The sequence below is a fragment of the Gluconobacter sphaericus genome (genome assembly GCF_016757795.1).
Lineage (GTDB): Bacteria > Pseudomonadota > Alphaproteobacteria > Acetobacterales > Acetobacteraceae > Gluconobacter > Gluconobacter sphaericus.
This window is the reverse complement of sequence record NZ_CP068419.1, coordinates 1,474,377-1,494,238: the sequence shown is the minus strand read 5'-3', so window position 1 is coordinate 1,494,238 and position 19,862 is coordinate 1,474,377. Positions and strand designations below refer to the sequence as shown.

The following is a 19,862-nucleotide window of genomic DNA, read 5'->3' as shown; positions in this document are numbered from 1 at the left end:
TGTTCTCCGGCCGAAAATATGTCCGGAGATGGTCGCCCCATGCGGGATTCGGATCAAGCCCGCTCCCCTGCCCTCACACCTGTTTGTGTAGGGACACAGAACCGGAAAACGCATGCCGGGTTCGGGCGTAGAGAGGACCGGATCTCATGCAGGAGGGCAGGATCATGCCTCGTGGGGACAAGTCAGCCTATACCGACAAACAGAAACGCAAAGCGGAGCATATCGAGGAGAGCTACGAAAAGCGCGGCATCTCCGAAAAAGAAGCGAAGCGCCGCGCCTGGGCCACGGTCAACAAGGACGACGGCGGCGGAAAGAAAAGTGGTTCAGGCCGGAAGAACCATCCGAAATAGAGCTTCCGGCCCGAAAATTGCTCAGGCCGCGTCCCAGGCAGCACGGGCGGCATCCACGCCCGCACCACGATTCAGCATCACGCCTTCGCCGGCCAGAACGGAATCAAGCGCGGCCAGCGTAAGGAGTACCTTGTCCTTACGGGCGTTGATGCCCATCGCCCCGATGCGCCAGATTTTCCCGGTCAGCGGTCCGAAGGACGAGACGATTTCGATGCCGAAATCGTCTCGTATCAGTTCGCGGATGCGGGCATTGTCCACGCCGTCAGGCACCCAGACGCCGGTGACGTTGCTCATTCGGGTGGTGTCGTCACCATAGACCTTCAGCCCCATGGCCCGCAGCCCGGCGACCATGGCGTGTCCTGCCCTGACATGGCGCGCAACACGGGCCTCCACGCCCTCTTCCACGACCAGACGCGCCGTCTCGCGCGCGGCGTAGAGCATGGACGTGGCTTCGGTATGATGGTTCATCCGGGCCGGAGACCAGTAGTTCATCAACATCGCCAGATCGAAATAATTCGACTGGATGACCGGCCCCTCACCCTGAGGCTGACCAGTGGCGATCCCAGCTTCGTCATGGCGGCGCTTGAGAATGGCGGCGACGGCACGATCCGAGAGCGTGATCGGCGCGGAACCCGGAGGGCCATTCAGGCATTTCTGAAGCCCTGCCGTAGCGACGTCGATGTTCCAGGCATCGGTCTCGAACGTCATGCCGCCGAGGGTCGCGGTGGCATCCACATAGAACAGCACGTCATGTTTGCGGCAGATCCGGCCGATCTCTTCGAGCGGCTGGGCGGTCGTCGTGGACGTGTCACCATGCACGCAGGCGACCAGACCCGGCTTGTGTTCGATGATAGCGGCTTCGATGCGGGCCGGATCGACGACCTCCCCCCACTCTACATCCACCGTGCACGGAATGCCGCCGCAACGATGGACGATTTCCGTCAGCAGCAGGCCGAAGCGGCCAAAACGCGGAATGACGACCTTCATACCCGGCGAGACAAGCGAGACAAGCGCAGCCTCAATAGCCGAACGAGCCGAGCCGTTCACCAGCAGCGTCCAGTGATTTTTCGTGCGGAAGACCTCGCGGTACAGGGCCATGACCTCGTCCATATAGGCGGTCATTTCCGGGTCCATCTGGCCGATCACGTCATAGGACATGGCGCGCAGGATGCGCGGATGGACGTTAGTTGGCCCCGCCCCCATCAGCAGGCGGGACGGCGGGTCAAGCTGTGCGAAAGTTGAGGGTTGGCTCATGACTGGAACTCCTTGACGAAGGCGAGCAGGGCACGGTGGGCGAGCTCGACGTCTCCCACACGAACGGTTTCATCGGGGTGATGGCTAAGGCCGCCGGGACTGCGGATGAACAACATCCCCATCGGACACAGATCGACCATGGCCATGGCGTCATGACCGGCACCGCTCAGAAGGCGCTGGGCCGGACGACCTGTAACGCTTGTGACGGCCCGCGCCAAACCTGCCACAAGTTCGGGTGCGCAGGCGGCGGCGGGCAGATACTGCGGCATGTCGAACGTAATCCCCAAACTACGCTTAGCCGCAATAGTACATAGATCCATCCGGATCGCCTCGGCCATGGCATCACGGGCCTCGTTGGTTTCGGCCCGCATGTCGAGCGAGAAGCGGACTTCACCGGGAATAACATTTGACGTGTTTGGCGTAACGTCGATCTGACCAACCGTAGCGACCTGCGTCGCGCCGCCTGAGGCACCATTGCGTTCGACCGCCAGGATCATTTCAGCCACTGCTGCAAGTGCATCCTGACGCATGCTCATTGGAGTCGTGCCCGCATGGTCGGACTGGCCGGTGACGGTCACGCCCTGGCGGGTCTGGGCAGCGATGGCTGTGACAACGCCGATTTCGCCATCCGCGCTTTCAATCGCGGGACCCTGCTCGATATGAGGTTCAATATAGGCAACCAGTTCGTCGGAGCGACGGGCAGCTTCGGTCAGACGTGCGGGATCGAGACCGGAGCGGATCATGGCGTCGGCCATGGTTATCCCGGACGCATCGGTCATGTGTGCAGGTATGGAATCGATCAGGCCGGCCATAGCGCGAGAGCAGATCATGGGAGCCGCAAAACGCGAGCCTTCCTCGTCCCCGAAGCCCATGATTTCGATGGCGAATGGCAGGCGCGTGCCTTCTGCATTCAGGGCTGAAACAAGCTCGATCCCCAGCATGACGCCCAGATTTCCGTCAAAAGCCCCGCCATTACGGACGGTATCGAGATGGGAGCCGATCATCAGCGCCGGAGCGCCGGGCGTCAGCCCTTCATAGCGTCCGATCAGACTTCCGGTCGCATCCAGACGCGTGCTCAGACCAGCCTCTTCCATCCATTGCGCGACCTGCGTGAGAGTCCGCTGGTAGGCAGGACCGAGCCAGAATCGGAACAGACTGCCTGGCGTCTCGCTGAAAGAGCCATCCGCGAGAATACGGCACCGCTCGACGGCGCGGGCTCCGTGGGCTGTCATGAGGGCTCCTGTCCGGAACGTATCAAAGAAGGGAAACTTTGCGCTCATAACGAAGGCAGATCAAGTTGACCTGCCAATAAATATGGTCCCACATATTGGCATGAAAGATCAGATGCATCTCGATCCGTTCCATTTGCAATCCTTTCTGGCGGTCGCGGAAACGCTGCATTTCACATCCGCCGCACAGAGCCAGAGAGTGAGCCAGTCCACCATCAGCCAGCATATCAGCCGACTGGAGGAGCAGCTTGGTACGCGCCTTCTGGCCCGTAGCACCAAAAGCGTTCGGCTGACGGAAGATGGCACGGCGCTGATCGGTCTGGCCCGGCAGCTTCTGCAATGCGAGGACAGCATCCTGTCCCACTTCCGACAGGGCGCACCGCGCGGGACGATCCGGCTGGGTGTGACGGAAGACCTGCTCCTAACGCGCTTTCCCGAAATTTTGGGTACATTCCGTGCGTCACATCCGTCGCTTCAGATCACCATGACGGTCGGTCTTTCGGCATATCTGGCGCATCTTTTGGACCAAGGAGAACTGGACGTCTGGTGCGGGATGCGGCGCACGACGGAGACACGTGGCCAGAAGCTGTGGACCGAGGACATGCGCTGGTACGCATCCGCGGAGGTAGAATTTCCGACAGAGCAGTCCATTCCCCTCGTGACATTCCCCGATGGCAGCGTCACCCGCCGCCTGGCGATCGAAACACTCAACAAATCCGGACGCGCCTGGCATCTGGCCTTTACCAGCGGCAGCCTGAGCGCGCTTCTGGCAGCTGTGCGCGCCGGATATGGCGTGACGCCGCAGCCAGCTTTTCTGCGCAATGCGGAACATCTGCCCCATTGTGCGCAGGGTTTGCTACCGGAGATGCCACAGGTGGAGTTCATCGCCTCTACCCGTCATCAGACCGCGCAGGGCCCGGAAGAACTGCTCATCCGGACGCTGTGCGCCCATATTCCACGCCTGCAATCCGATCTCCTGCCCCTGTAAGGACTCCTCTGCCATGCTAACTCCCAACGCCTTGGGCGGAATGGTTACGTCTCCACATCATCTTGCCAGCCAGGCGGGGCTGGATGTTCTGCGCGAAGGCGGAACGGCGATCGAAGCGGTCGTGGCTACGGCCTCCACGCTGGCAGTGGTTTACCCGCACATGACCGGGCTGGGTGGCGATGCGTTCTGGCTGATCTGCTATCCCGATGGGCGCACCATGGCCATCGACGCCTGCGGTGCACTGGCCATGGGAGCGGAACATACGCTTTATGCCGATGCCGGACACACTACCATACCCTGGCGTGGCGGTCTGGCCGCCAACACGGTGGCGGGAACAGTTTCGGGCTGGGAGGCAGCACTGGAACTGAGCAGCGAGATCCGCGACCCGCTCCCGCTGGACCGGCTACTGCGGGATGCCATCCATTATGCCGAACATGGGCGAGTGGTCTCCGAAAGCGAGGGAGCACTTCTGGCGCAGAAACAGCCGGAGCTGATGTCGAACCCGACGCTGGCGCGAATCTGCTTTCCCGACGGCAAGCCATGGAGAGCGGGCAGTATCCGCAAATCACCCGAACTGGCCCAGACGCTGAGGATGCTGAACCGGGACGGGTTGCGCAGTTTCTATAATGGGCTTCTGGCACGCAGTCTGGCCGCCGATCTTGCGGCGGCGGGCAGTCCGGTACGGTCTCTGGATCTTCTGGCGCATCGGGCAGAGGTCAAGGAACCGTTGCATGCGCAGACCAGCGACGGCTTTCTTTACAATACTGCCCCTCCCACGCAGGGCGTATCATCGCTTCTGATCCTGGCCCTGTCGGATCATCTGAGCCGTACGGACGGGCCGGAGAGCTTTGCACATGTGCATGGCCTGGTCGAAGCCACCAAACAGGCGTTCCTCTATCGCAACCGCCATACGGATGGTAGCGAGCACTCCGAAGCACTGGCCCGGGAGCTACTGGCCGATCCGGCACGGCTGGAAGCGATGGCGTCCCGTATTTCCATGACCCACGCCACGCCCTGGACCGAAAAAACGCAATGGGGCGACACAACCTGGATGGGTGCAATCGACCGCAATGGCGTCGCGGTCAGCATGATCCAGAGCCTCTATTTCGAGTTCGGCTCCGGCGTGATGCTGCCGCAGAGCGGCCTGTTCTGGCAGAATCGCGGATCATCCTTCCGACTGGAGCACTCCGGCTGGAACATCCTGCGCCCCGGGGCCAAACCGTTTCATACACTTAACCCGGCTGCCGCCCGGCTGCAGGACGGCCGAACAATGGTCTACGGCACCATGGGCGGCGAAGGGCAGCCCCAAACGCAGGCCGCGATCTTCAGTCGTCACGTCCGCTATGGGGTACCGCTTCAGGAAGCAATCTGCCGTCCGCGCTGGCTACTCGGGCGAACCTGGGGAGACGAGAGCCTGTCGCTCAAGGTGGAACCGGGATTCAGTCCGGATGTCATGTCGCAGCTTGAGGCGGCCGGACATACCGTCGAAGCACTCTCCGAACAGTCCATCATCATGGGTCACGCCGGCGCGCTGATCCGTCACGAAAATGGGCGACTCGAAGGTGCCACTGATCCCCGCAGCGACGGAGCCGTTGCAGCATGGTGAGAGCTCTGACTGAAAACCTGTTCGCGCAAGTCGTACTGGCGACAGTTCTAGGGCTTGGGGCCGGACTGTTCTTCCCCGCCCTTGCGGATGATGTGGGATGGATGACGACGCTGTTCATGCAGCTCATCATCATGGCGGTCGGGCCACTGCTCTTCTGTATCGTAACACTCGGGATTCTCGGGGCCGGATCACTGAAAACAGTCGGGCGACTGGGAGGAAAGGCCCTAATCTATTTCGAGATCATGACGACGTTCGCACTTGGCGTAGCAGTTCTGGTGGCGATGGAACTTGGCATCGGCCGAGGCGTCGGGTTTGTGCCGACAGCCGAGGATGCGCGGATGATCGCATCCTATGGCGACCATGCACAGAACCTGCGGGCCGGAGGCATCAGCGGATTTCTACTTTCGCTCGTGCCGCGCACCCCTGCTGAAGCTTTCGCACAGGGGAACATCCTCCAGATTCTCGTCTTCGCGGTTTTTGCGGGGTGCTGCCTGAACGGCATGGGAGAGCGCGGCGCACCTCTAATCCGGCTGATCGAAAGCATCTCCGAACTGTTTTCACGCATGATGGGCGTCATCATCCGCGTAGCCCCTCTGGGCGTGTTCGGAGCGATGGTGACAACAACAGCACGTTACGGACTGGGGACCATCGGGCATCTGGCCGGATTTACACTGTTGTATTTCCTGCTGGTTGGTCTCTTTATCATTGGCGCGCTGGGTGGTGGGCTACGGTTTGCAGGAGTCAATCCGGCGCGGTTTGCGCGTTATTTCCGCGAAGAGCTGCTGATCGTCGCCACGACCACAGCATCGGACGCGGTTTTGCCCAGCCTGATGAGCAAGCTCGAAAAACTCGGAGTGGAGCGTCAGGTCGTGGGCATCGTGGTCCCGGCCGGGTATTCGCTCAATCTGGATGCGCTATCGATCTATCTGGGACTGGCGGTCATCTTTCTGGCCAATGCCACCGAAGCACACCTGACAATCTGGCAGATTGCAACACTGCTAGTGACGGCGCTCATCACGTCCAAAGGGGCGCACGGAATTCCGGGTTTTGCAATCGTCATTCTGGCGGCAACGCTGGCGAGCGTGCCATCCATTCCGCCCGCAAGTCTGGTGATGCTGCTGGCCGTGGACTGGTTTGCAGGAATCGCACGGGCAGTAGGAAATTTCGCAGGCAACTGCGTTGCCCCGGTTCTAATTGCCGCATGGGAAAAGCGCCTCGACCACACGAAAATGGCCGAGGCGCTGAAGCAGCCCTAAGTCAGATCAGACGGGCTTCCGCCAGCCCATCCGTTTCCAGCTTTTCAGCCAAAGCAAAGAGCTGGTCCTCGCGGCCCGGCCGCGCAATCAGCTGCGCACCAAGCGGCAGTCCCGGAACCTTCATCGGGACCGTCAGAACCGGAAAACCCGCAAGCGTCAGGGGCTGAGTGTAAAGCCCCAGGTTGGCACGAGCAGAGACCATCTTGCCGCCGATTTCGATTTCCGGCTGATCGAAACGCGGTGCCTCACCGACAAGCGCGGGGGCCAGCAGGATATCCGTCTTCGCAAAAGCCTCATGCATCCGGTCGCGGAACCAGTGACGCAAGCGATGAGACTGAAAGATCAGCGTGGACGGCAGAAGAGCCCCGGCCAACAGGCGATCCCGGACAGCGGGATCATAGTCTGCGGCCTGTGTGCGCAGGCGTTTTAGATGCTGCCCCGCCCCTTCGGAGGCGCTGATAACGAAAGCCGCAGCCCGCGCTCGCGCCACTTCCGGAAGTTCGACAACATCCGCGGCTCCCAGCGCCATGGAGAGTGTATCGATCGCGGTCTTCATTGGCGTAGACATATTCTCGCCGAACCATCCGCCTAGACGAGCAATGCGCAAACTACCCACATCCACATCCGTCAGCGATCTGGCGCAGAGGGCTTCAAAACAGGCTTTCAGGCCCCTCGCACTGTCGGCAAACGGGCCAACCGTATCGAGACTCGGTACGAACGGATAACTGCCTTCAACCGATAAACGTCCCTGAGTCGCTCGCAACCCCCAGATCCCGCAAAGCGATGCCGGAACACGGATAGAGCCGTTCGTATCGGACCCAAGACCAAGAGAAAACATCCGCGCCGCCACACCGGCTGCAGAACCTCCTGACGACCCACCAGCCAGACGCTCGGGAGCATGCGGATTGCGGGTATTGCCGTAATGGGCGTTGATCGTAGCGAACCCGTAGGCGAACTCGTCCATGTTCGTTAGCGCAATGGGAATGGCCCCGGCTGCGATCATATGAGCAACAAGTATTGCATCCTGCGTGGCGGGCGGATCATTGGCGAGAACCTTTGATCCGGCCGTCGTGATTTCACCACGCACATCGAACAGATCCTTGATGCCAAAAGGCACCCCGGCAAGCGGCCCCGGATCCTGTCCCTGCAACACCAGACGATCCACCCGCTCGGCAGCTTCCAGCGCACGATGCATCAACAAGCGCGTGACGCAGTTATAATCTTTGTCCCGTGCCTCGATATCGGCCAGGGTCTTCACGGTAAGGTCGCGGGCGGAAATCTCGCCTTTGCGCACACTGGCCGCGAGGGCGAGAGTGCGCTGCTGAAGGCCGCTCACGGTTCGTACCGGAAGGCAGGTTCGAGGCGATCTGACAGGTCCACCCCTTCGATCAACGCACCATAGCTGCGCAAAAGATCGAGGTTGGCCCGCACGCCGGCGTGAAATTCAACAGGAATGGTCAGTCCACTCGCACAGGCGAGCACCGTAATTTCGGTATCATAAGGGTCTGTCATTATACGCACTCCGGTTGCCGGTTCTGCGGGAAGAATGACAACGCGTTCAGGCGCTGTCCAGCACCTGACAATCTCGAAAGCAGGACTTTACGACCTGTTTCGGTAACGCCAGTCACTGAGAACGATGACCAGAGCTCATGCCACAGAATACGCAGCGCCCAGCCCAGTGCCTGGCGAGCAGCGGCGGGGTTGCCCTGAACGGACGGAAGATCGGACGGACAGACGATCGTGGCATCAACCTCAAGAGAGGCGGAAATCCCGGCGACCTCCAACAGAACATGCGCCATGGACTGCGCGCTCCGGTTCACACCGGAACAGATGTTTAGAATCGTTCCGTTCGGCAGAGGCTGGGGAAGGGGAAGGGCAAGCGCATCAATATAAGCGTCACAGGCATCACGAACGTCGGTTATGTCAAAACCGGCATCCGGATGGCCCACAATAATGGCCGGGGGCCTACTGTCCCGCCTCGATCCGAGCGACCTGTGCCACAAGGAATGGTAGAATAGCGTCTTCATCCTGTGCCGTTCCAACTGAGGTAAAAGCACGTAGACACACGCCATGCAGCCCCTCCTGAATCAAGTTACCAATCGCCAGATCCGCCGTGGTCTTGCTGGACGCAGAAGCATTAACCGGCGCGATGACGGCGAACACATGGAGTGGCTACCCCGAGGAAAAACTGGCGCCGTAAATCGCGGCTGTCGAAACAAACACGAAACTGGCCTGAGGAGCGTCGGTTTCGAAGGTTTGGAGCAGGATAAGCGTTCCATCGAGATTCACGGTCTAGGCCTCAGCATTTTCCGCTTTTGCACGAACAATCGAGGACACGGCGGCCAGATGTAGACAGGCGTCGTTTTTTTTGTCTTTCACGAACCGTTCGACGGCAACGCGGTCCCGAAGGCCCATTGGATCTTCAAGTAGGGCGTGACCGGAAATGCAGTCTTGCAAACGCGCCTTGAGATGCTGACCGACGAATCCCTGTCCGCCGGTTAGCAGAATCCGCAGTGCCATTTCAGAACAGGAATGCGGAGAACACATCCGCATGGAAAGAAACTGAAACGATTGGCATGAGGCATTCTCCCGACAGAATAGGTCCGGGCCATCAGGCATGTCGACCACGCCATACTATTTTCGATCACGTCCCCGGACAGGGCAAAGAACAAGCAGAAGCCGTCACATGCAAACAGTCTTCCCGTCAGATGCAGACGAAGTCCGAGTCTTTTCAGAAGACCTGAATAACGACGTCTTAACAGGTTTTTTACCATTATCGTGTTTGCTTGAGATCATACGGAACTGACGGATCTCAACTTTCCCATGCGGCACGCTTTTCGACATTCTGTTCGTACTCTAGGACTGCTCGGACTTTTGCCGACCCTGTCAGCCTGTAACTCCCTCGCCCAAATGTCGGAGATCGGGCGACCTCCCCGCATGACATCCATTACCGATCCCACACTGGCCAATTCCTATCGCCCCGTCACCATGCCGATGCCACCGCTCCAGCCCCCCCCCGATGAGGCCGCGAGCCTCTGGCGTTCGGGCAGCAAGGCATTCTTCAAGGATCAGCGGGCATCGCAGGTGGGTGATCTGGTCACGATCATCGTGGATATCACCGACAACGCCGCCTTCAACAACGGAACAACTGCCGACCGCACCGCTGACGAGAAATTCGGCATTCCCAATCTGTTCGGGATCAAGGGAAAGGTCATCAGCGCCATTACGGGCGCGAACAGCCTGAGCACCGCCAGTAGCAGCGATTCTGGCGCAACCGGAAAAATCGCCCGCAACGAGACCGTGACCCTGCGTCTGGCAGGAACGATCACTCAGGTCCTGCCCAACGGCAATTTCGTCGTGATGGGAAAGCAGGAAGTCCGGGTGAACAGCGAGTTGCGGGAACTGGGGGTCAGTGGCATCGTCCGGCCACAGGATATCACGGCTGACAATACCGTGACGCATGACCGGATGGCGGAAGCGCGGATTTCCTATGGCGGCCGCGGGACTCTCACGCAGCTTCAGACACCCCGTTATGGCCAGCAGGTCATGGACGCAATCCTACCGTTCTGAACACAAAAAAAACCGGGGCAGAACCCCCGGCTTTTCTATACTTCTCTAAAACGGATATTTTATTTCGCAGGACGCGACAGCAGCAGCGACCAAAGTTCAGCAACGTCCTTGGCCGGGCCATTGCCCTGCACGGAAGCAAAAGTCTTGATGGCTTCAGCCTTCTGGCCACCGTCCATCTGCGCCATGCCGTATTCGACCTGAGCCAGATCCGGATAACGCGGGTTCTTGCCCAATCCTGTCTTCATCAGAGCCAGACCGGCATCGACCTGTCCGTTCAGCACCTGATTGTAACCAGCGGTCAGAGCCGGGCCTGCGTTCGACGCAGAAGCAGCCTGGGTGACGGCAGTAACCAGCTGGCTCCGGTTCGTTGAAGCCTGCTGAGCCACAAAAGCATGGAACTTCGCGTCTGCCGCTGCGGTCGGCCCATTGCCGAGCGAATGATTGGCATAACCCTGGTTCAGCAGGTTGAGTGCCAACTGGGGTAGGCCCATCTGGACCGCGCGCTCACCCATATCCTGATAATCGGACGGATCCTTGAGCACACCGGTCGCCAGACGTAGACGCTCGACATAGAAAACAAGCGGCGGCGAAAGATTCGGGTTGGCCACCAAATCGTGGATCAACATCGACCAGTAGTCAGGCTTGGAATAATATTTCGCCAGCAGGACATAAGCATGCGTTTTAGCATCCGCGTCCTTCAGGTTCGTATAGGCTGTAGCCAGCATCTGGAGCTGGTTCTCAGGCGGAATCTTGCCAGCCTTAATTGTGGCGTCCACCTGTTCCTGAGCTGCCTTGGCAGTGCCTTTCCAGTCCTGCTGTAGGTAGTAGCACTGAATCAGCATCGTCTGCATGCGCGGATCAACGCCGTATTCCTTAAGATAACGCTCGGTCGCAGGAATAGCGCGGGCGTACTGCTTGGCGCTGTAAGCCATCGTAGCCTGCGCCATCAGCATCTGACCCTTGGCGGTCTTCGGCGTACGGGAGCTATTGATTAGGACATCATAGGCCCTAATGGCAGCATCCGTGTTGCCGGACTGTGCGGCGATAGCCGCACGCATCTGGGCCGTGGTGTAGGCTTCGTAATCAGTCTTGCCCTTGACCGCATCTGCGGCGTCGACGGCTTCCATCGCCTTGGCGTAGTTCTTGGATGCCAGGGCACTCTGGGCCTGCTGAAGGTCCTTGCCCACGGCTTGGCCGAGGACATCGTCAGCATGAGCAGAGCCAGCAAGAGCGGCGATACCGAAAACACCGGCCAGCAGGAGATTACGGGCGCTCAGACGGCGGCAAAGGGACAAAAACACGAATTACTGTCCTTCCATGAACTGATCCAGACCGACAATCCCCAGCTTGGTCATGCCGAGACGCTGTGCATCTGCCATAACATGGGCCACCGTCTTATAGTCGGCAAGACGATCGGGATGGATATGCATTTCAGGCTGATCCGGCATTGCTGCGGCAGCTTCGAAATGGGCTTGAAGAGCGGCCTCGGACGTGATCGGCTCGTTATTCCAAGAAATGCTATTATCGTAGCCGATGCTGACGGTCACAAGCTTGGGTTGTTCGGTCGATGGAGGAGGATTGCCCTGAGGCAGATCGATCGCCACCGAGTGTGTCTGAAGTGGGATGGTGATGATCAGCATGATCAGCAGCACCAGCATCACGTCGATCAACGGCGTGGTGTTGATATCGACAATGCCTTCGTCTTCGTGCGTGCTGTCAGATCCGACGCTCATGCCCATGACGGCGGTTCTCCAAAAGGGTGACGTGAAAGCAGGAACGGGCCGTTTTATTCAAAACGACCCGACACGACCTCAGTTCGAGTGAGGCTGCTCGGTAATGAAGTCCACGTGGGCAATCCCTGCTTCCTGGCAGGTTGCAACCACCTGGCCGACTGCCAGATACTTGGCAGCTTGGTCACCGCGGATCTGGATCTGCGGCTGCGGCTTTTTCTTTGCCGCCTCGACGAGACGGTTCAGAAGTTCGGTATGGTTCGGAACGAGTGTTGTGTCCCAGAACACCTGACCGTTCGCATTCACGGCCAGAACAACGTTGCCCGGCTTGGTCTGTGTCGGTTGATTAGCATCAACCGGCAGCTTGACCTTCACCGTATGCGTGGCGACGGGGATGGTGATCAGAAAGATGATCAACAGCACCAGCATGACGTCGACGAGGGGAGTGGTGTTGATTGCCGACACCACCTCGTCGTCACCGCCGCCTCCTCCGACGTTCATTCCCATAGGATCAGATCCGCTCGCTGGTGGTGATGGTGGTCGGAACAGACATGCTGCCCTGCTCCGGGCTGACGCCATGACGGAAGCCACCGATCAGGACGGACTGGATGTCGGCAGCGAAGTTGCGGACGCGATCCATGGCACCCTTGTTGCGGCGGACGAGCAGGTTGTAACCCAGCACGGCCGGAACAGCGGTCGCAAGACCGATAGCCGTCATAATGAGGGACTCACCAACCGGACCGGCAACCTTATCAATGGATGCCTGGCCGGAGATGCCGATAGCCGTCAGGGCGTGATAGATACCCCAGACCGTACCGAACAGACCGACGAACGGAGACGTGGAACCCACCGTACCAAGGAAAGCGAGTCCGCCCTGCATACGAGTGTTAATGGTATCGACCGAGCGCGAAATGGACATTTCAGTCCAGGACGGCAGATCAATCGAGTCACGCATGGAACCTTCGTGGTGCTCGGCGGCAACGATGCCCGTCTCTGCGATGTAGCGGAACGGGGAAGACGCCTTCAGGGATGCAGCACCCTGCTGAACGGACGGCTTAGTCCAGAACTCGCGGGCAGCTTCCTTGGATGCCGCGAACATACGGCCCTGTTCCAGGAACTTCATGACCATGATGATCCAGGTACCAGCGGACATGATCACCATGATGATCAGGACGCCACGGGCAATCGCATCACCATTGGCCCACAGAGCGCCGAGGCCGTACGGGTTGCCCTGCGGAGCGGGAGCTTCCGGCGTTGCTGTTGCGCTCTCGCCCGGCGTTGCGGCCGCGGCAGGAGATTCATCGGCAGGAGTCGTCGCAGGAGCGCTCTGGTCGGCCGGAGCGCCAGCATCGTTAGGAGCGGCTGCAGCCGGAGCGCCAGCCGGATCGGCAGACGTCGTCGGGGCAGCCGGGTTGGAAGAAGGATCCACCGGAGCCGCTGCGGGAGCACTCTGGTCGGCCGGAGCCGGCTGGGCGAAAGCGACGGCCGGTGCAACGGCACCGGAAGCCAGGGCCAGCGTCAGAGCCAGTGCGCTGGCACGGACGGCACGCGCCTTCGTCGGAACGGCAAGGGCAGGAAGGCGGAACAGTCTGGTCATGAACTCCATATCCTCGTTAGAGATGCCCGTTTTCTGAGCTTTCTGGGTTGTCGGCCATATGGAGACCGGCCCTTTTCTGAGCCCTGCCAAGTTTGGAGAACCTGACAGAGCAATTCTGTTTGACGGCAATCGAAAGATCAGTCGTCGCCCATCGTAAAGTCGATGTGCAGCACGTGATGATGCTCTGTTACCGGAGCGCCGTTCACGACGGCGGGCTGATAACGGGCCCGACGAAGGAAGTCGAGCGCACTTTCCACGAACTCGTGGCCACCGCTTGAGCTCACAATGGTACAATTCGCCGTCTTGCCTGTCGGAAGAATGTCACACGACGCGGTCACATGACCTTCGCGATTTTCTTCCATAGCTTCGTCCGGATAGACTGCCTGTGCGCCGTTGATCGGTCGTGCACCAGCCGAGTGATCTGGAACTGCTTCAGCTGGCGGTCCTTGCGGCGGAGCCGGAACAGGCTCTGGCGATGGAGTCGGGCTGGGCGGCACCGGATGCGGCGGCTTGGCGTGGGTCACACGCTGGATCGCCTTGGGCGGCGGCGGCACGGAGATCTTCGGCGGCGGAATATACGGCGGAGGCGGTTGCTCCATCTGCGGCGGCGGCGGTGGTGGCGGTGGCGGTGGTGGCTTGGGCTGTTCCTTGATGACTTCCGTCTTGATAGGCGGCTTTTCCTGGACCAGCTTGCTCACGGCACCGCTCATGAGCGCATAGATCACGGCGCCCATAGCCAGCACGGCCACGACGATCGCGACAATGTAGTCTGTCGGCTTGCGCTGCTGTGCGGCGTAGCTCTTCATGTCGAAACCTTCTTACCCCTCACTGACACCGGCGTTGATCCACATCTGCCGGGTGCGGTGCCCCCGATTTCTGTGTTTCCCTCGGGTTCCCTCACCGCAGACCCATAATATGCGTCACATGCTTTGAGAACATACCCGATATGCTGATTGGGCAGTCTAACCCCCCCGCTGTCAAGCGGGTTATTGCCTTTATCGAAACGTTTTTTTCATAATGACGACATATTCTTCGGTTTTGATTATCGCCGCATGATCAAAAATATCGCAGAGAATCAGCTTGACGCAATTTCTCTCTGCCTATTGTGACAGATTTCATAAAAAACAGGGTACCAGAACGACTTTATCCGTTCTGGTACCCTGCAGGATCCTGATTGCAATCCCTCTTTCTGCCCTACTGGGCCGAGGCACTAGCTTCGGATCGGGTCGCTCCCACACTCTGGGCCAGAGAGGCCGACATAAAGTCGTCCAAGGCACCATCGAGCACCGCGCCCGGATTCCCCTTCTCCACCCCCGTCCTCAGATCCTTGACCAGCTGATAAGGCGCCAGGACGTAGGAGCGGATCTGGTGCCCCCAGCCAATGTCCGTCTTTGAGGCCTCCGTCTGGGCAGCAGCGGCTTCGCGCTTCTGCAACTCCGCTTCGTACATCCGAGCCCGCAGCATTTCCATTGCCTTGGCCCGGTTACGATGCTGCGAACGGTCGGTCTGACAGGCCACCACGATCCCGGTCGGAATATGGGTAATGCGGATAGCCGAATCCGTTTTGTTGACGTGCTGTCCACCCGCACCCGACGCCCGGAACGTATCAACGCGCAGATCCGAATCGTTGATGTCGATCTCGATCGAATCGTCGACGACCGGATAGACCCAGACAGACGCGAACGACGTCTGGCGACGGGCTGCCGCATCGAAGGGCGAGATCCGAACCAGACGGTGTACGCCCGCCTCGGTCTTAAGCCAGCCATAGGCATTAGGACCGCTCACCTGGATGGTAGCAGATTTAATGCCGGCCTGTTCGCCTTCGCTACCTTCAATGAAGGTGACCTTATAGCCATGCTGCTCGGCCCAACGCGTGTACATGCGTAGGAGCATCTCGGCCCAATCTTGGGCTTCCGTACCACCGGCGCCCGCATTCACCTCGACGTAACAGTCATTACTGTCCGCTTCACCCGAGAGCAGGCTTTCGATTTCTCGCTTGCGAACATCTTCAGCAATGGCGCGCAGAGTCTGCACGGCGTCCTGGACGAGACTTTCGTCCCCTTCTATTTCCGCCAATTCGACTAGTTCGAGCGTGCCTTCAACCTCGGATTCGATCCGCTGCACTCCTTCAATCTGGTTCGCAAGCGTTGTCCGCTCGCGCATCAGCTTCTGAGCAGCATCCGCATCATTCCACAGGTCAGGATCTTCAACGCGGTGATTTAGTTCCGCGAGGCGTGTTGTTGCGACATCCCAGTCAAAGATGCCTCCTCAGCAGTGCCACCGACTGCTTGATCTGCTCTGAAAGGGCCTCGGTTTCGGCCGACATAATGTCCTCCACTGAAAGGGCGGCCTGTCACCGCCCCATTCGGTCTGTTCTGGTGCGTCTTAGTATAGGCCACCCACGCCAATGTCACCATCAGACGGAGCAGGTTTCTGGGGCTGCCCCGGAGCTACGGCCGTACTGCTTCCAGAGCCAGTTCCGGTCATTCCCCCGCCATGGCCGGGCGTCTGGGCCATATCGCTTTCGGAATCCGAAATTACACTATCCACGCCCGTATCGGCGGCGGTCAGGGCTTCCGTACCTGCGCCGAAACCATGTAGTTCGACGGAAGCGCCCGGAACCTGATCGGTCTTGAAGCCATCCACCGCGGAGATGCGTCCCGTATCGTAGCTGGCCAGCGTGATGCCGTCAGGCACCCGGAAATCCAGCTTCGGACGATTGGCCAGGGCAACCTTCATGATCCGGTTCCAGATCGGCCCGGCCACGCGGCCACCATCGGAATTGCGACCTAACGTCTGGGGCGTGTCAAAACCGACCCAGACAACCGTGACGATATCAGGCGAGAAGCCGGCAAACCAGGCGTCATGGAAATCCTGACTAGTGCCTGTTTTGCCTGCGATAGGGCGATCAATGCCCACACCTGCCATGCGACCAGTCCCGCGGGCGATCACGTCCTGCATCATCTTCACGATCTGAAAGGTACTCTGTTCGCTGGCTAGAATCGGCCGCACATCCGTCAGAGCCGGAACAGGCACACTACCCGGCAGGGGAACCGCCGATGTTACGGAAGGAGTTGGAGGAGCTGTCGCAGGGGCGGGAGGCGTCGTGCCATCCGTGGAAGCCGGCTGTTCGGCAGGGGGAGCCTGCATGGCAGTACCCAGCTTCAGGCCACCCGCCTGCCACAAAACAGTTCCGGCACGATCCTGGATGTCGTCCACGAGGGTCGGTGTGACGATATGGCCGCCATTAGCGATAGTGGCGTAAGCCGCAGCCTCACGCATGACGGTCGTCTCGACGGCGCCGAGCGCCGCAGGCAACACATGCGGCATCTGTGCCACCAGCCCGGCCCGGATAGCCGTATCGGCGACGGCCTTCATGCCGAGATGAGCGGCCACCCGGATCGTGACCAGATTGCGGCTTTCACGCAACGCGTCATGCAATGTCGTGGGGCCCCAGTTATCATGCTCGTAGTTCTGGGGGTGCCAGTCACCATAAGAAATAGGCGAATCATCGAAGCGCTCAGAGGGGGAAATCCCCTTTTCCATGGCAGCCAGATAAACGAAAGGCTTGAAAGACGATCCCGGCTGACGCAGTGCCTGCGTTACACGGTTGAACTGGCTCTCATGGAACGACCAGCCGCCAACCATCGCCAGAACGCGGCCCGTATGGACGTCCAACGTGACAGCAGCGCCTTCAACCTGCGGGATCTGGCGCAGGGCTGCGAAGCCGCCTTCCTGCGGCTCGATCATGATGACATCACCACCCCGCAGCGGATGCATTCGGCGCGCCCAGGCAATATCCGTCTCAAGAAGTACGCCTTTGCAGGCCAAGCCTTCCTCGATCCAGCCCACATGTGTGCCACCCGGAAGCACAACCGCCAGACGCCACTCCCGCAACATACCACCGGGAGGAGTAACGTGATCGAGCGCGCTTTCCCAACCATCATCCTGAATGTCCGGTAGGTTGCGCAGAGAGCCCCGCCAACCGCTATGAACGCGGTCGTAATTCATCAGCCCTTCACGCAAAAGGTGCGTCTCGGTAACCTGAAGACCCTGGTCGAGACTGGTATGAACTTCCAGGCCGCCCTGAGCCGCCCGATCCTGTCCGTACTGGGCGATAAGCTGACGACGGACTTCCTCACCAAACCATTCAGAATCCGGCAAAGGCCCGAAGCGCTGCTTCTGCTGCGGAACCAGCGGCTCCTGCTTTTCCTGGTCAGCCTGTTGGCGTGTCAGCACACCGGCCTCAACCATCAGGTCCAGCACAAGGTTACGGCGCGCCATCGCAGCCTGCGGGTGCAGGAACGGATTGTAGTTCGTCGGCGACTTAGGAAGAGCAGCCAGAGAAGCAGCCTCGGCATCATCCAGTTGGTCAAGCGGCTTGTTGAAATAGCTCTGGGCGGCGGCGGCGACACCATAAGCGCCGTTCCCCAGATAGATGCCGTTCAGGTAAATCTCGAGAATCTTGTCCTTGGACAGCACCTGCTCCATTTTCATGGCAAGCAGGGCTTCCTTGATCTTGCGATCGAGGCTCACGACGTTGCTGTTGAGCAGCATGACCTTCGCCACCTGCTGAGTGATGGTCGAAGCACCCAGCGGACGGCGGCCATGACGCGCAAAAATGTCCGTCAGGCCCGCACGGCCGATCGCCATGAAATCCACGCCGCCATGCGTATAGAAATTATGGTCTTCGGTCGCGATGAAGGCATTCTTCACGCGCTCAGGAATAGCGTTGATCGGCACAAAAATCCGGCGCTCATTGGCCAGTTCCGCCATCAGACGGTCATCGGAAGCATAAATACGACTGACGGTCGGCGGCTGGTAGGCGCGCAGACTATCCACGCTGGGCAGATCCGCCACCAGCTTGGCATAGGTCGTCCAGCCCAGAACCCCTGCTCCGGCGATCCCCACCAGCCCTACACCGGCAATTATCGCCAAGGACTGCCGATAGCGGCGGAAACGTGGAGGACGGGGCGGCATAGCGCCAGGACCCTGTGGATTGCCAGAGCCTTGGGGATTATGGGAGCGGAAGGAACGTCGCGTCATGGCTTCTGCATAGCATTGTTCCGTATCCGCCGTCGCCCCCGTCTAAAAGGGTCATTTCGTGACAAAGATGCAGGTCTGGGACAAGCGGTATTTCCGCGTTACCTCAGCCCAGAAGCCGCCCAACCATCCGCGCAGTGTAGTCCACGACCGGCACGATCCGCCCATAGTTCAGACGGGTCGGGCCGATCACGCCAATGGCGCCTACAATCTTCTGGGCTTCGTTGCGGGCAGGCGCCACGATCATGGACACGCCCGACATCCCGAACATGCCGCTTTCACGCCCGATATAGATCCGCACCCCTTCGGACGCATCCGCCAGTTGCAGAAGCTGGAGCATAGTCTCCTGCGTCTCAAGATGGTCGAACAGCATCCGAATACTGGTCAGGCGTTCGATCTCAGTGATATCGGCCAGCAGTTTCCCCTGTCCTTTCACAAACAGCGTACCTCCATCAGCATCCCACGTAGCCAGTCCGCTTTCGATGACGCTGGCAGTCAGCGCTCCCAGTTCGTGACGGCTAGCATCCATCTCCGTCCGGACCCGTTCGCGAAGATTGCCGAGCGTCAGATCACCGAGACAGGAATTGAGGTAGTTCCCAGCCTCGACCAGCGCCGCGGGCGGAACACCAGGCGGCGTCTCGATGATACGGTTCTCCACCTGCCCGTCCGAACCAACCAGAATCACCAGAGCACGTCCCGGCCCGAGGGCCACGAACTCGATATGCTTGAGCGTGGCATCCGATTTCGGAGCGAGCACCAGTCCAGCTGCAGAAGATAGGCCCGACAACAGGGACGACGCTTCGGAAAGAATATCCTGATAGGAGCGGCCATGAATATCAAGGCGGCTATCGATGCTCGCTCGGTCTTCTTCCGTCAAAGAACTGAACTGAAGCAGGCCATCCACGAACAGGCGAACGCCTTTTTCGGTCGGCAATCGCCCGGCCGAGACATGTGGGCTGAACAGCAATCCGGCGCGGGCCAGTTCCGCCATGACATTGCGGATGGTGGCCGGAGACAGGCTAGGCTGCAGGCGCTGGGCCAGAGTTTGGCTGCCGATAGGTTCGCCGGTTTCAACATATTCCTCAACGATTTCTCGCAAGATCGCGGCTTCCCGATCTCCCAGTCCGTGGGACATCGGGATGGAGGGACGGAACAGGGAAGACTGGGGTCGCATCATGGTAAAACCAACTGTCGGGGCTGGATGCCTTCACGTCAAACGCGGTAGAGGCGGGACATATT

Annotated in this window: 19 protein-coding genes and 1 pseudogene; 5 read left to right on the top strand and 15 right to left on the bottom strand. The window is 59.7% G+C overall.

Annotated features, from left to right (window positions below; genetic code table 11):
• Window positions 1-164: 164 nt before the first annotated feature.
• Window positions 165-332, top strand: a pseudogene (locus tag IGS75_RS07120) (plasmid stabilization protein); the annotation flags it as partial.
• 39 nt (window positions 333-371) lie between these two features.
• Here the strand turns inward: IGS75_RS07120 and IGS75_RS07115 are convergent.
• Together IGS75_RS07115 and IGS75_RS07110 are read right to left on the bottom strand one after the other, a co-directional pair.
• A complete protein-coding gene (locus tag IGS75_RS07115) occupies window positions 372-1,604 on the bottom strand; it encodes a pyridoxal-phosphate-dependent aminotransferase family protein (protein ID WP_202256443.1) in 1,233 nt (410 codons plus the stop codon).
• Window positions 1,601-2,836: an allantoate amidohydrolase gene (locus IGS75_RS07110; RefSeq protein WP_141352146.1), complete on the bottom strand. Its 1,236-nt coding sequence runs from the start codon at window positions 2,834-2,836 to the stop codon at window positions 1,601-1,603. Before IGS75_RS07110 ends, IGS75_RS07115 begins: the two co-directional genes overlap by 4 nt.
• Before the next feature lie 100 nt (window positions 2,837-2,936).
• Here IGS75_RS07110 and IGS75_RS07105 point away from each other — a divergent pair, with 100 nt between their 5' ends.
• From IGS75_RS07105 to IGS75_RS07095, 3 genes are read left to right on the top strand one after another with little or no spacing between them, the layout of a single operon-like run.
• Window positions 2,937-3,821, top strand: a complete 885-nt coding sequence (locus tag IGS75_RS07105) for a LysR family transcriptional regulator (protein WP_141352144.1) — start codon at window positions 2,937-2,939, stop codon at window positions 3,819-3,821.
• 13 nt (window positions 3,822-3,834) lie between these two features.
• Window positions 3,835-5,427 (top strand): gamma-glutamyltransferase family protein, encoded by a 1,593-nt coding sequence (locus IGS75_RS07100; protein WP_202256442.1) that lies wholly within the window; start codon window positions 3,835-3,837, stop codon window positions 5,425-5,427.
• Complete coding sequence (locus IGS75_RS07095) at window positions 5,421-6,683, top strand: cation:dicarboxylate symporter family transporter (protein WP_202256441.1); 1,263 nt, start codon at window positions 5,421-5,423, stop codon at window positions 6,681-6,683. Before IGS75_RS07100 ends, IGS75_RS07095 begins: the two co-directional genes overlap by 7 nt.
• A 1-nt stretch (window position 6,684) precedes the next feature.
• Here IGS75_RS07095 and IGS75_RS07090 read toward each other — a convergent pair whose 3' ends face one another.
• The 5 genes from IGS75_RS07090 to IGS75_RS15460 form a co-directional block, all read right to left on the bottom strand.
• Entirely contained in the window at window positions 6,685-8,019 is a 1,335-nt protein-coding gene (locus tag IGS75_RS07090; protein ID WP_141352140.1) for an AtzE family amidohydrolase, read from the bottom strand.
• Window positions 8,016-8,195 (bottom strand): AtzG-like protein, encoded by a 180-nt coding sequence (locus tag IGS75_RS07085; RefSeq protein ID WP_141352138.1) that lies wholly within the window; start codon window positions 8,193-8,195, stop codon window positions 8,016-8,018. Before IGS75_RS07085 ends, IGS75_RS07090 begins: the two co-directional genes overlap by 4 nt.
• Complete coding sequence (locus IGS75_RS15470) at window positions 8,195-8,632, bottom strand: Rossmann-fold NAD(P)-binding domain-containing protein (protein WP_237468705.1); 438 nt, start codon at window positions 8,630-8,632, stop codon at window positions 8,195-8,197. Before IGS75_RS15470 ends, IGS75_RS07085 begins: the two co-directional genes overlap by 1 nt.
• A 16-nt stretch (window positions 8,633-8,648) precedes the next feature.
• Window positions 8,649-8,846 carry a hypothetical protein gene (locus tag IGS75_RS15465; protein WP_237468704.1) on the bottom strand — a complete coding sequence of 66 codons (198 nt, stop codon included), beginning with the start codon at window positions 8,844-8,846 and terminating at the stop codon, window positions 8,649-8,651.
• A 129-nt stretch (window positions 8,847-8,975) separates the two neighbouring features.
• Window positions 8,976-9,203 (bottom strand): sugar nucleotide-binding protein, encoded by a 228-nt coding sequence (locus IGS75_RS15460; RefSeq protein WP_237468703.1) that lies wholly within the window; start codon window positions 9,201-9,203, stop codon window positions 8,976-8,978.
• 303 nt (window positions 9,204-9,506) lie between these two features.
• Between IGS75_RS15460 and flgH the strand changes: the two genes are divergently transcribed.
• On the top strand, window positions 9,507-10,253 hold the full coding sequence (gene flgH, locus IGS75_RS07075; protein ID WP_141352136.1) for a flagellar basal body L-ring protein FlgH: 747 nt from the start codon (window positions 9,507-9,509) through the stop codon (window positions 10,251-10,253).
• A 59-nt stretch (window positions 10,254-10,312) separates the two neighbouring features.
• Here flgH and IGS75_RS07070 read toward each other — a convergent pair whose 3' ends face one another.
• From IGS75_RS07070 to hrcA, 8 genes are all read right to left on the bottom strand, one after another.
• Window positions 10,313-11,554 carry a tetratricopeptide repeat protein gene (locus IGS75_RS07070; RefSeq protein WP_141352134.1) on the bottom strand — a complete coding sequence of 414 codons (1,242 nt, stop codon included), beginning with the start codon at window positions 11,552-11,554 and terminating at the stop codon, window positions 10,313-10,315.
• Window positions 11,555-11,557: 3 nt separating this feature from the next.
• On the bottom strand, window positions 11,558-11,992 hold the full coding sequence (locus tag IGS75_RS07065; RefSeq protein ID WP_011252842.1) for an ExbD/TolR family protein: 435 nt from the start codon (window positions 11,990-11,992) through the stop codon (window positions 11,558-11,560).
• 72 nt (window positions 11,993-12,064) lie between these two features.
• Window positions 12,065-12,490 (bottom strand): ExbD/TolR family protein, encoded by a 426-nt coding sequence (locus IGS75_RS07060; RefSeq protein ID WP_011252841.1) that lies wholly within the window; start codon window positions 12,488-12,490, stop codon window positions 12,065-12,067.
• A 4-nt stretch (window positions 12,491-12,494) separates the two neighbouring features.
• Window positions 12,495-13,580 (bottom strand): MotA/TolQ/ExbB proton channel family protein, encoded by a 1,086-nt coding sequence (locus tag IGS75_RS07055; protein WP_141352132.1) that lies wholly within the window; start codon window positions 13,578-13,580, stop codon window positions 12,495-12,497.
• Window positions 13,581-13,717: 137 nt separating this feature from the next.
• Complete coding sequence (locus IGS75_RS07050) at window positions 13,718-14,386, bottom strand: energy transducer TonB (protein WP_141352130.1); 669 nt, start codon at window positions 14,384-14,386, stop codon at window positions 13,718-13,720.
• Between the two features lie 388 nt (window positions 14,387-14,774).
• A protein-coding gene (gene prfB, locus IGS75_RS07045; protein WP_141352128.1) for a peptide chain release factor 2 occupies window positions 14,775-15,906 on the bottom strand; the annotation gives its coding sequence in 2 pieces (ribosomal slippage) (window positions 14,775-15,836 and window positions 15,838-15,906; 1,131 coding nt in all).
• 59 nt (window positions 15,907-15,965) lie between these two features.
• Window positions 15,966-18,626 carry a penicillin-binding protein 1A gene (locus IGS75_RS07040; RefSeq protein ID WP_202256440.1) on the bottom strand — a complete coding sequence of 887 codons (2,661 nt, stop codon included), beginning with the start codon at window positions 18,624-18,626 and terminating at the stop codon, window positions 15,966-15,968.
• A 103-nt stretch (window positions 18,627-18,729) separates the two neighbouring features.
• Window positions 18,730-19,800: a heat-inducible transcriptional repressor HrcA gene (gene hrcA, locus IGS75_RS07035; RefSeq protein WP_141352125.1), complete on the bottom strand. Its 1,071-nt coding sequence runs from the start codon at window positions 19,798-19,800 to the stop codon at window positions 18,730-18,732.
• Window positions 19,801-19,862: the final 62 nt, after the last annotated feature.

Excerpts from the sequence above, each read along its gene's own strand:
- IGS75_RS07115 (WP_202256443.1), bottom strand. The coding sequence starts at position 1,604 with ATGAGCCAACCCTCAACTTTCGCACAGCTTGACCCGCCGTCCCGCCTG.
- IGS75_RS07110 (WP_141352146.1), bottom strand. The coding sequence starts at position 2,836 with ATGACAGCCCACGGAGCCCGCGCCGTCGAGCGGTGCCGTATTCTCGCG.
- IGS75_RS07105 (WP_141352144.1), top strand. The coding sequence starts at position 2,937 with ATGAAAGATCAGATGCATCTCGATCCGTTCCATTTGCAATCCTTTCTG.
- IGS75_RS07100 (WP_202256442.1), top strand. The coding sequence starts at position 3,835 with ATGCTAACTCCCAACGCCTTGGGCGGAATGGTTACGTCTCCACATCAT.
- IGS75_RS07095 (WP_202256441.1), top strand. The coding sequence starts at position 5,421 with ATGGTGAGAGCTCTGACTGAAAACCTGTTCGCGCAAGTCGTACTGGCG.
- IGS75_RS07085 (WP_141352138.1), bottom strand. The coding sequence starts at position 8,195 with ATGACAGACCCTTATGATACCGAAATTACGGTGCTCGCCTGTGCGAGT.
- IGS75_RS15460 (WP_237468703.1), bottom strand. The coding sequence starts at position 9,203 with ATGGCACTGCGGATTCTGCTAACCGGCGGACAGGGATTCGTCGGTCAG.
- flgH (WP_141352136.1), top strand. The coding sequence starts at position 9,507 with ATGCGGCACGCTTTTCGACATTCTGTTCGTACTCTAGGACTGCTCGGA.
- IGS75_RS07065 (WP_011252842.1), bottom strand. The coding sequence starts at position 11,992 with ATGGGCATGAGCGTCGGATCTGACAGCACGCACGAAGACGAAGGCATT.
- IGS75_RS07060 (WP_011252841.1), bottom strand. The coding sequence starts at position 12,490 with ATGGGAATGAACGTCGGAGGAGGCGGCGGTGACGACGAGGTGGTGTCG.
- IGS75_RS07055 (WP_141352132.1), bottom strand. The coding sequence starts at position 13,580 with ATGACCAGACTGTTCCGCCTTCCTGCCCTTGCCGTTCCGACGAAGGCG.
- IGS75_RS07050 (WP_141352130.1), bottom strand. The coding sequence starts at position 14,386 with ATGAAGAGCTACGCCGCACAGCAGCGCAAGCCGACAGACTACATTGTC.
- IGS75_RS07040 (WP_202256440.1), bottom strand. The coding sequence starts at position 18,626 with ATGACGCGACGTTCCTTCCGCTCCCATAATCCCCAAGGCTCTGGCAAT.
- hrcA (WP_141352125.1), bottom strand. The coding sequence starts at position 19,800 with ATGATGCGACCCCAGTCTTCCCTGTTCCGTCCCTCCATCCCGATGTCC.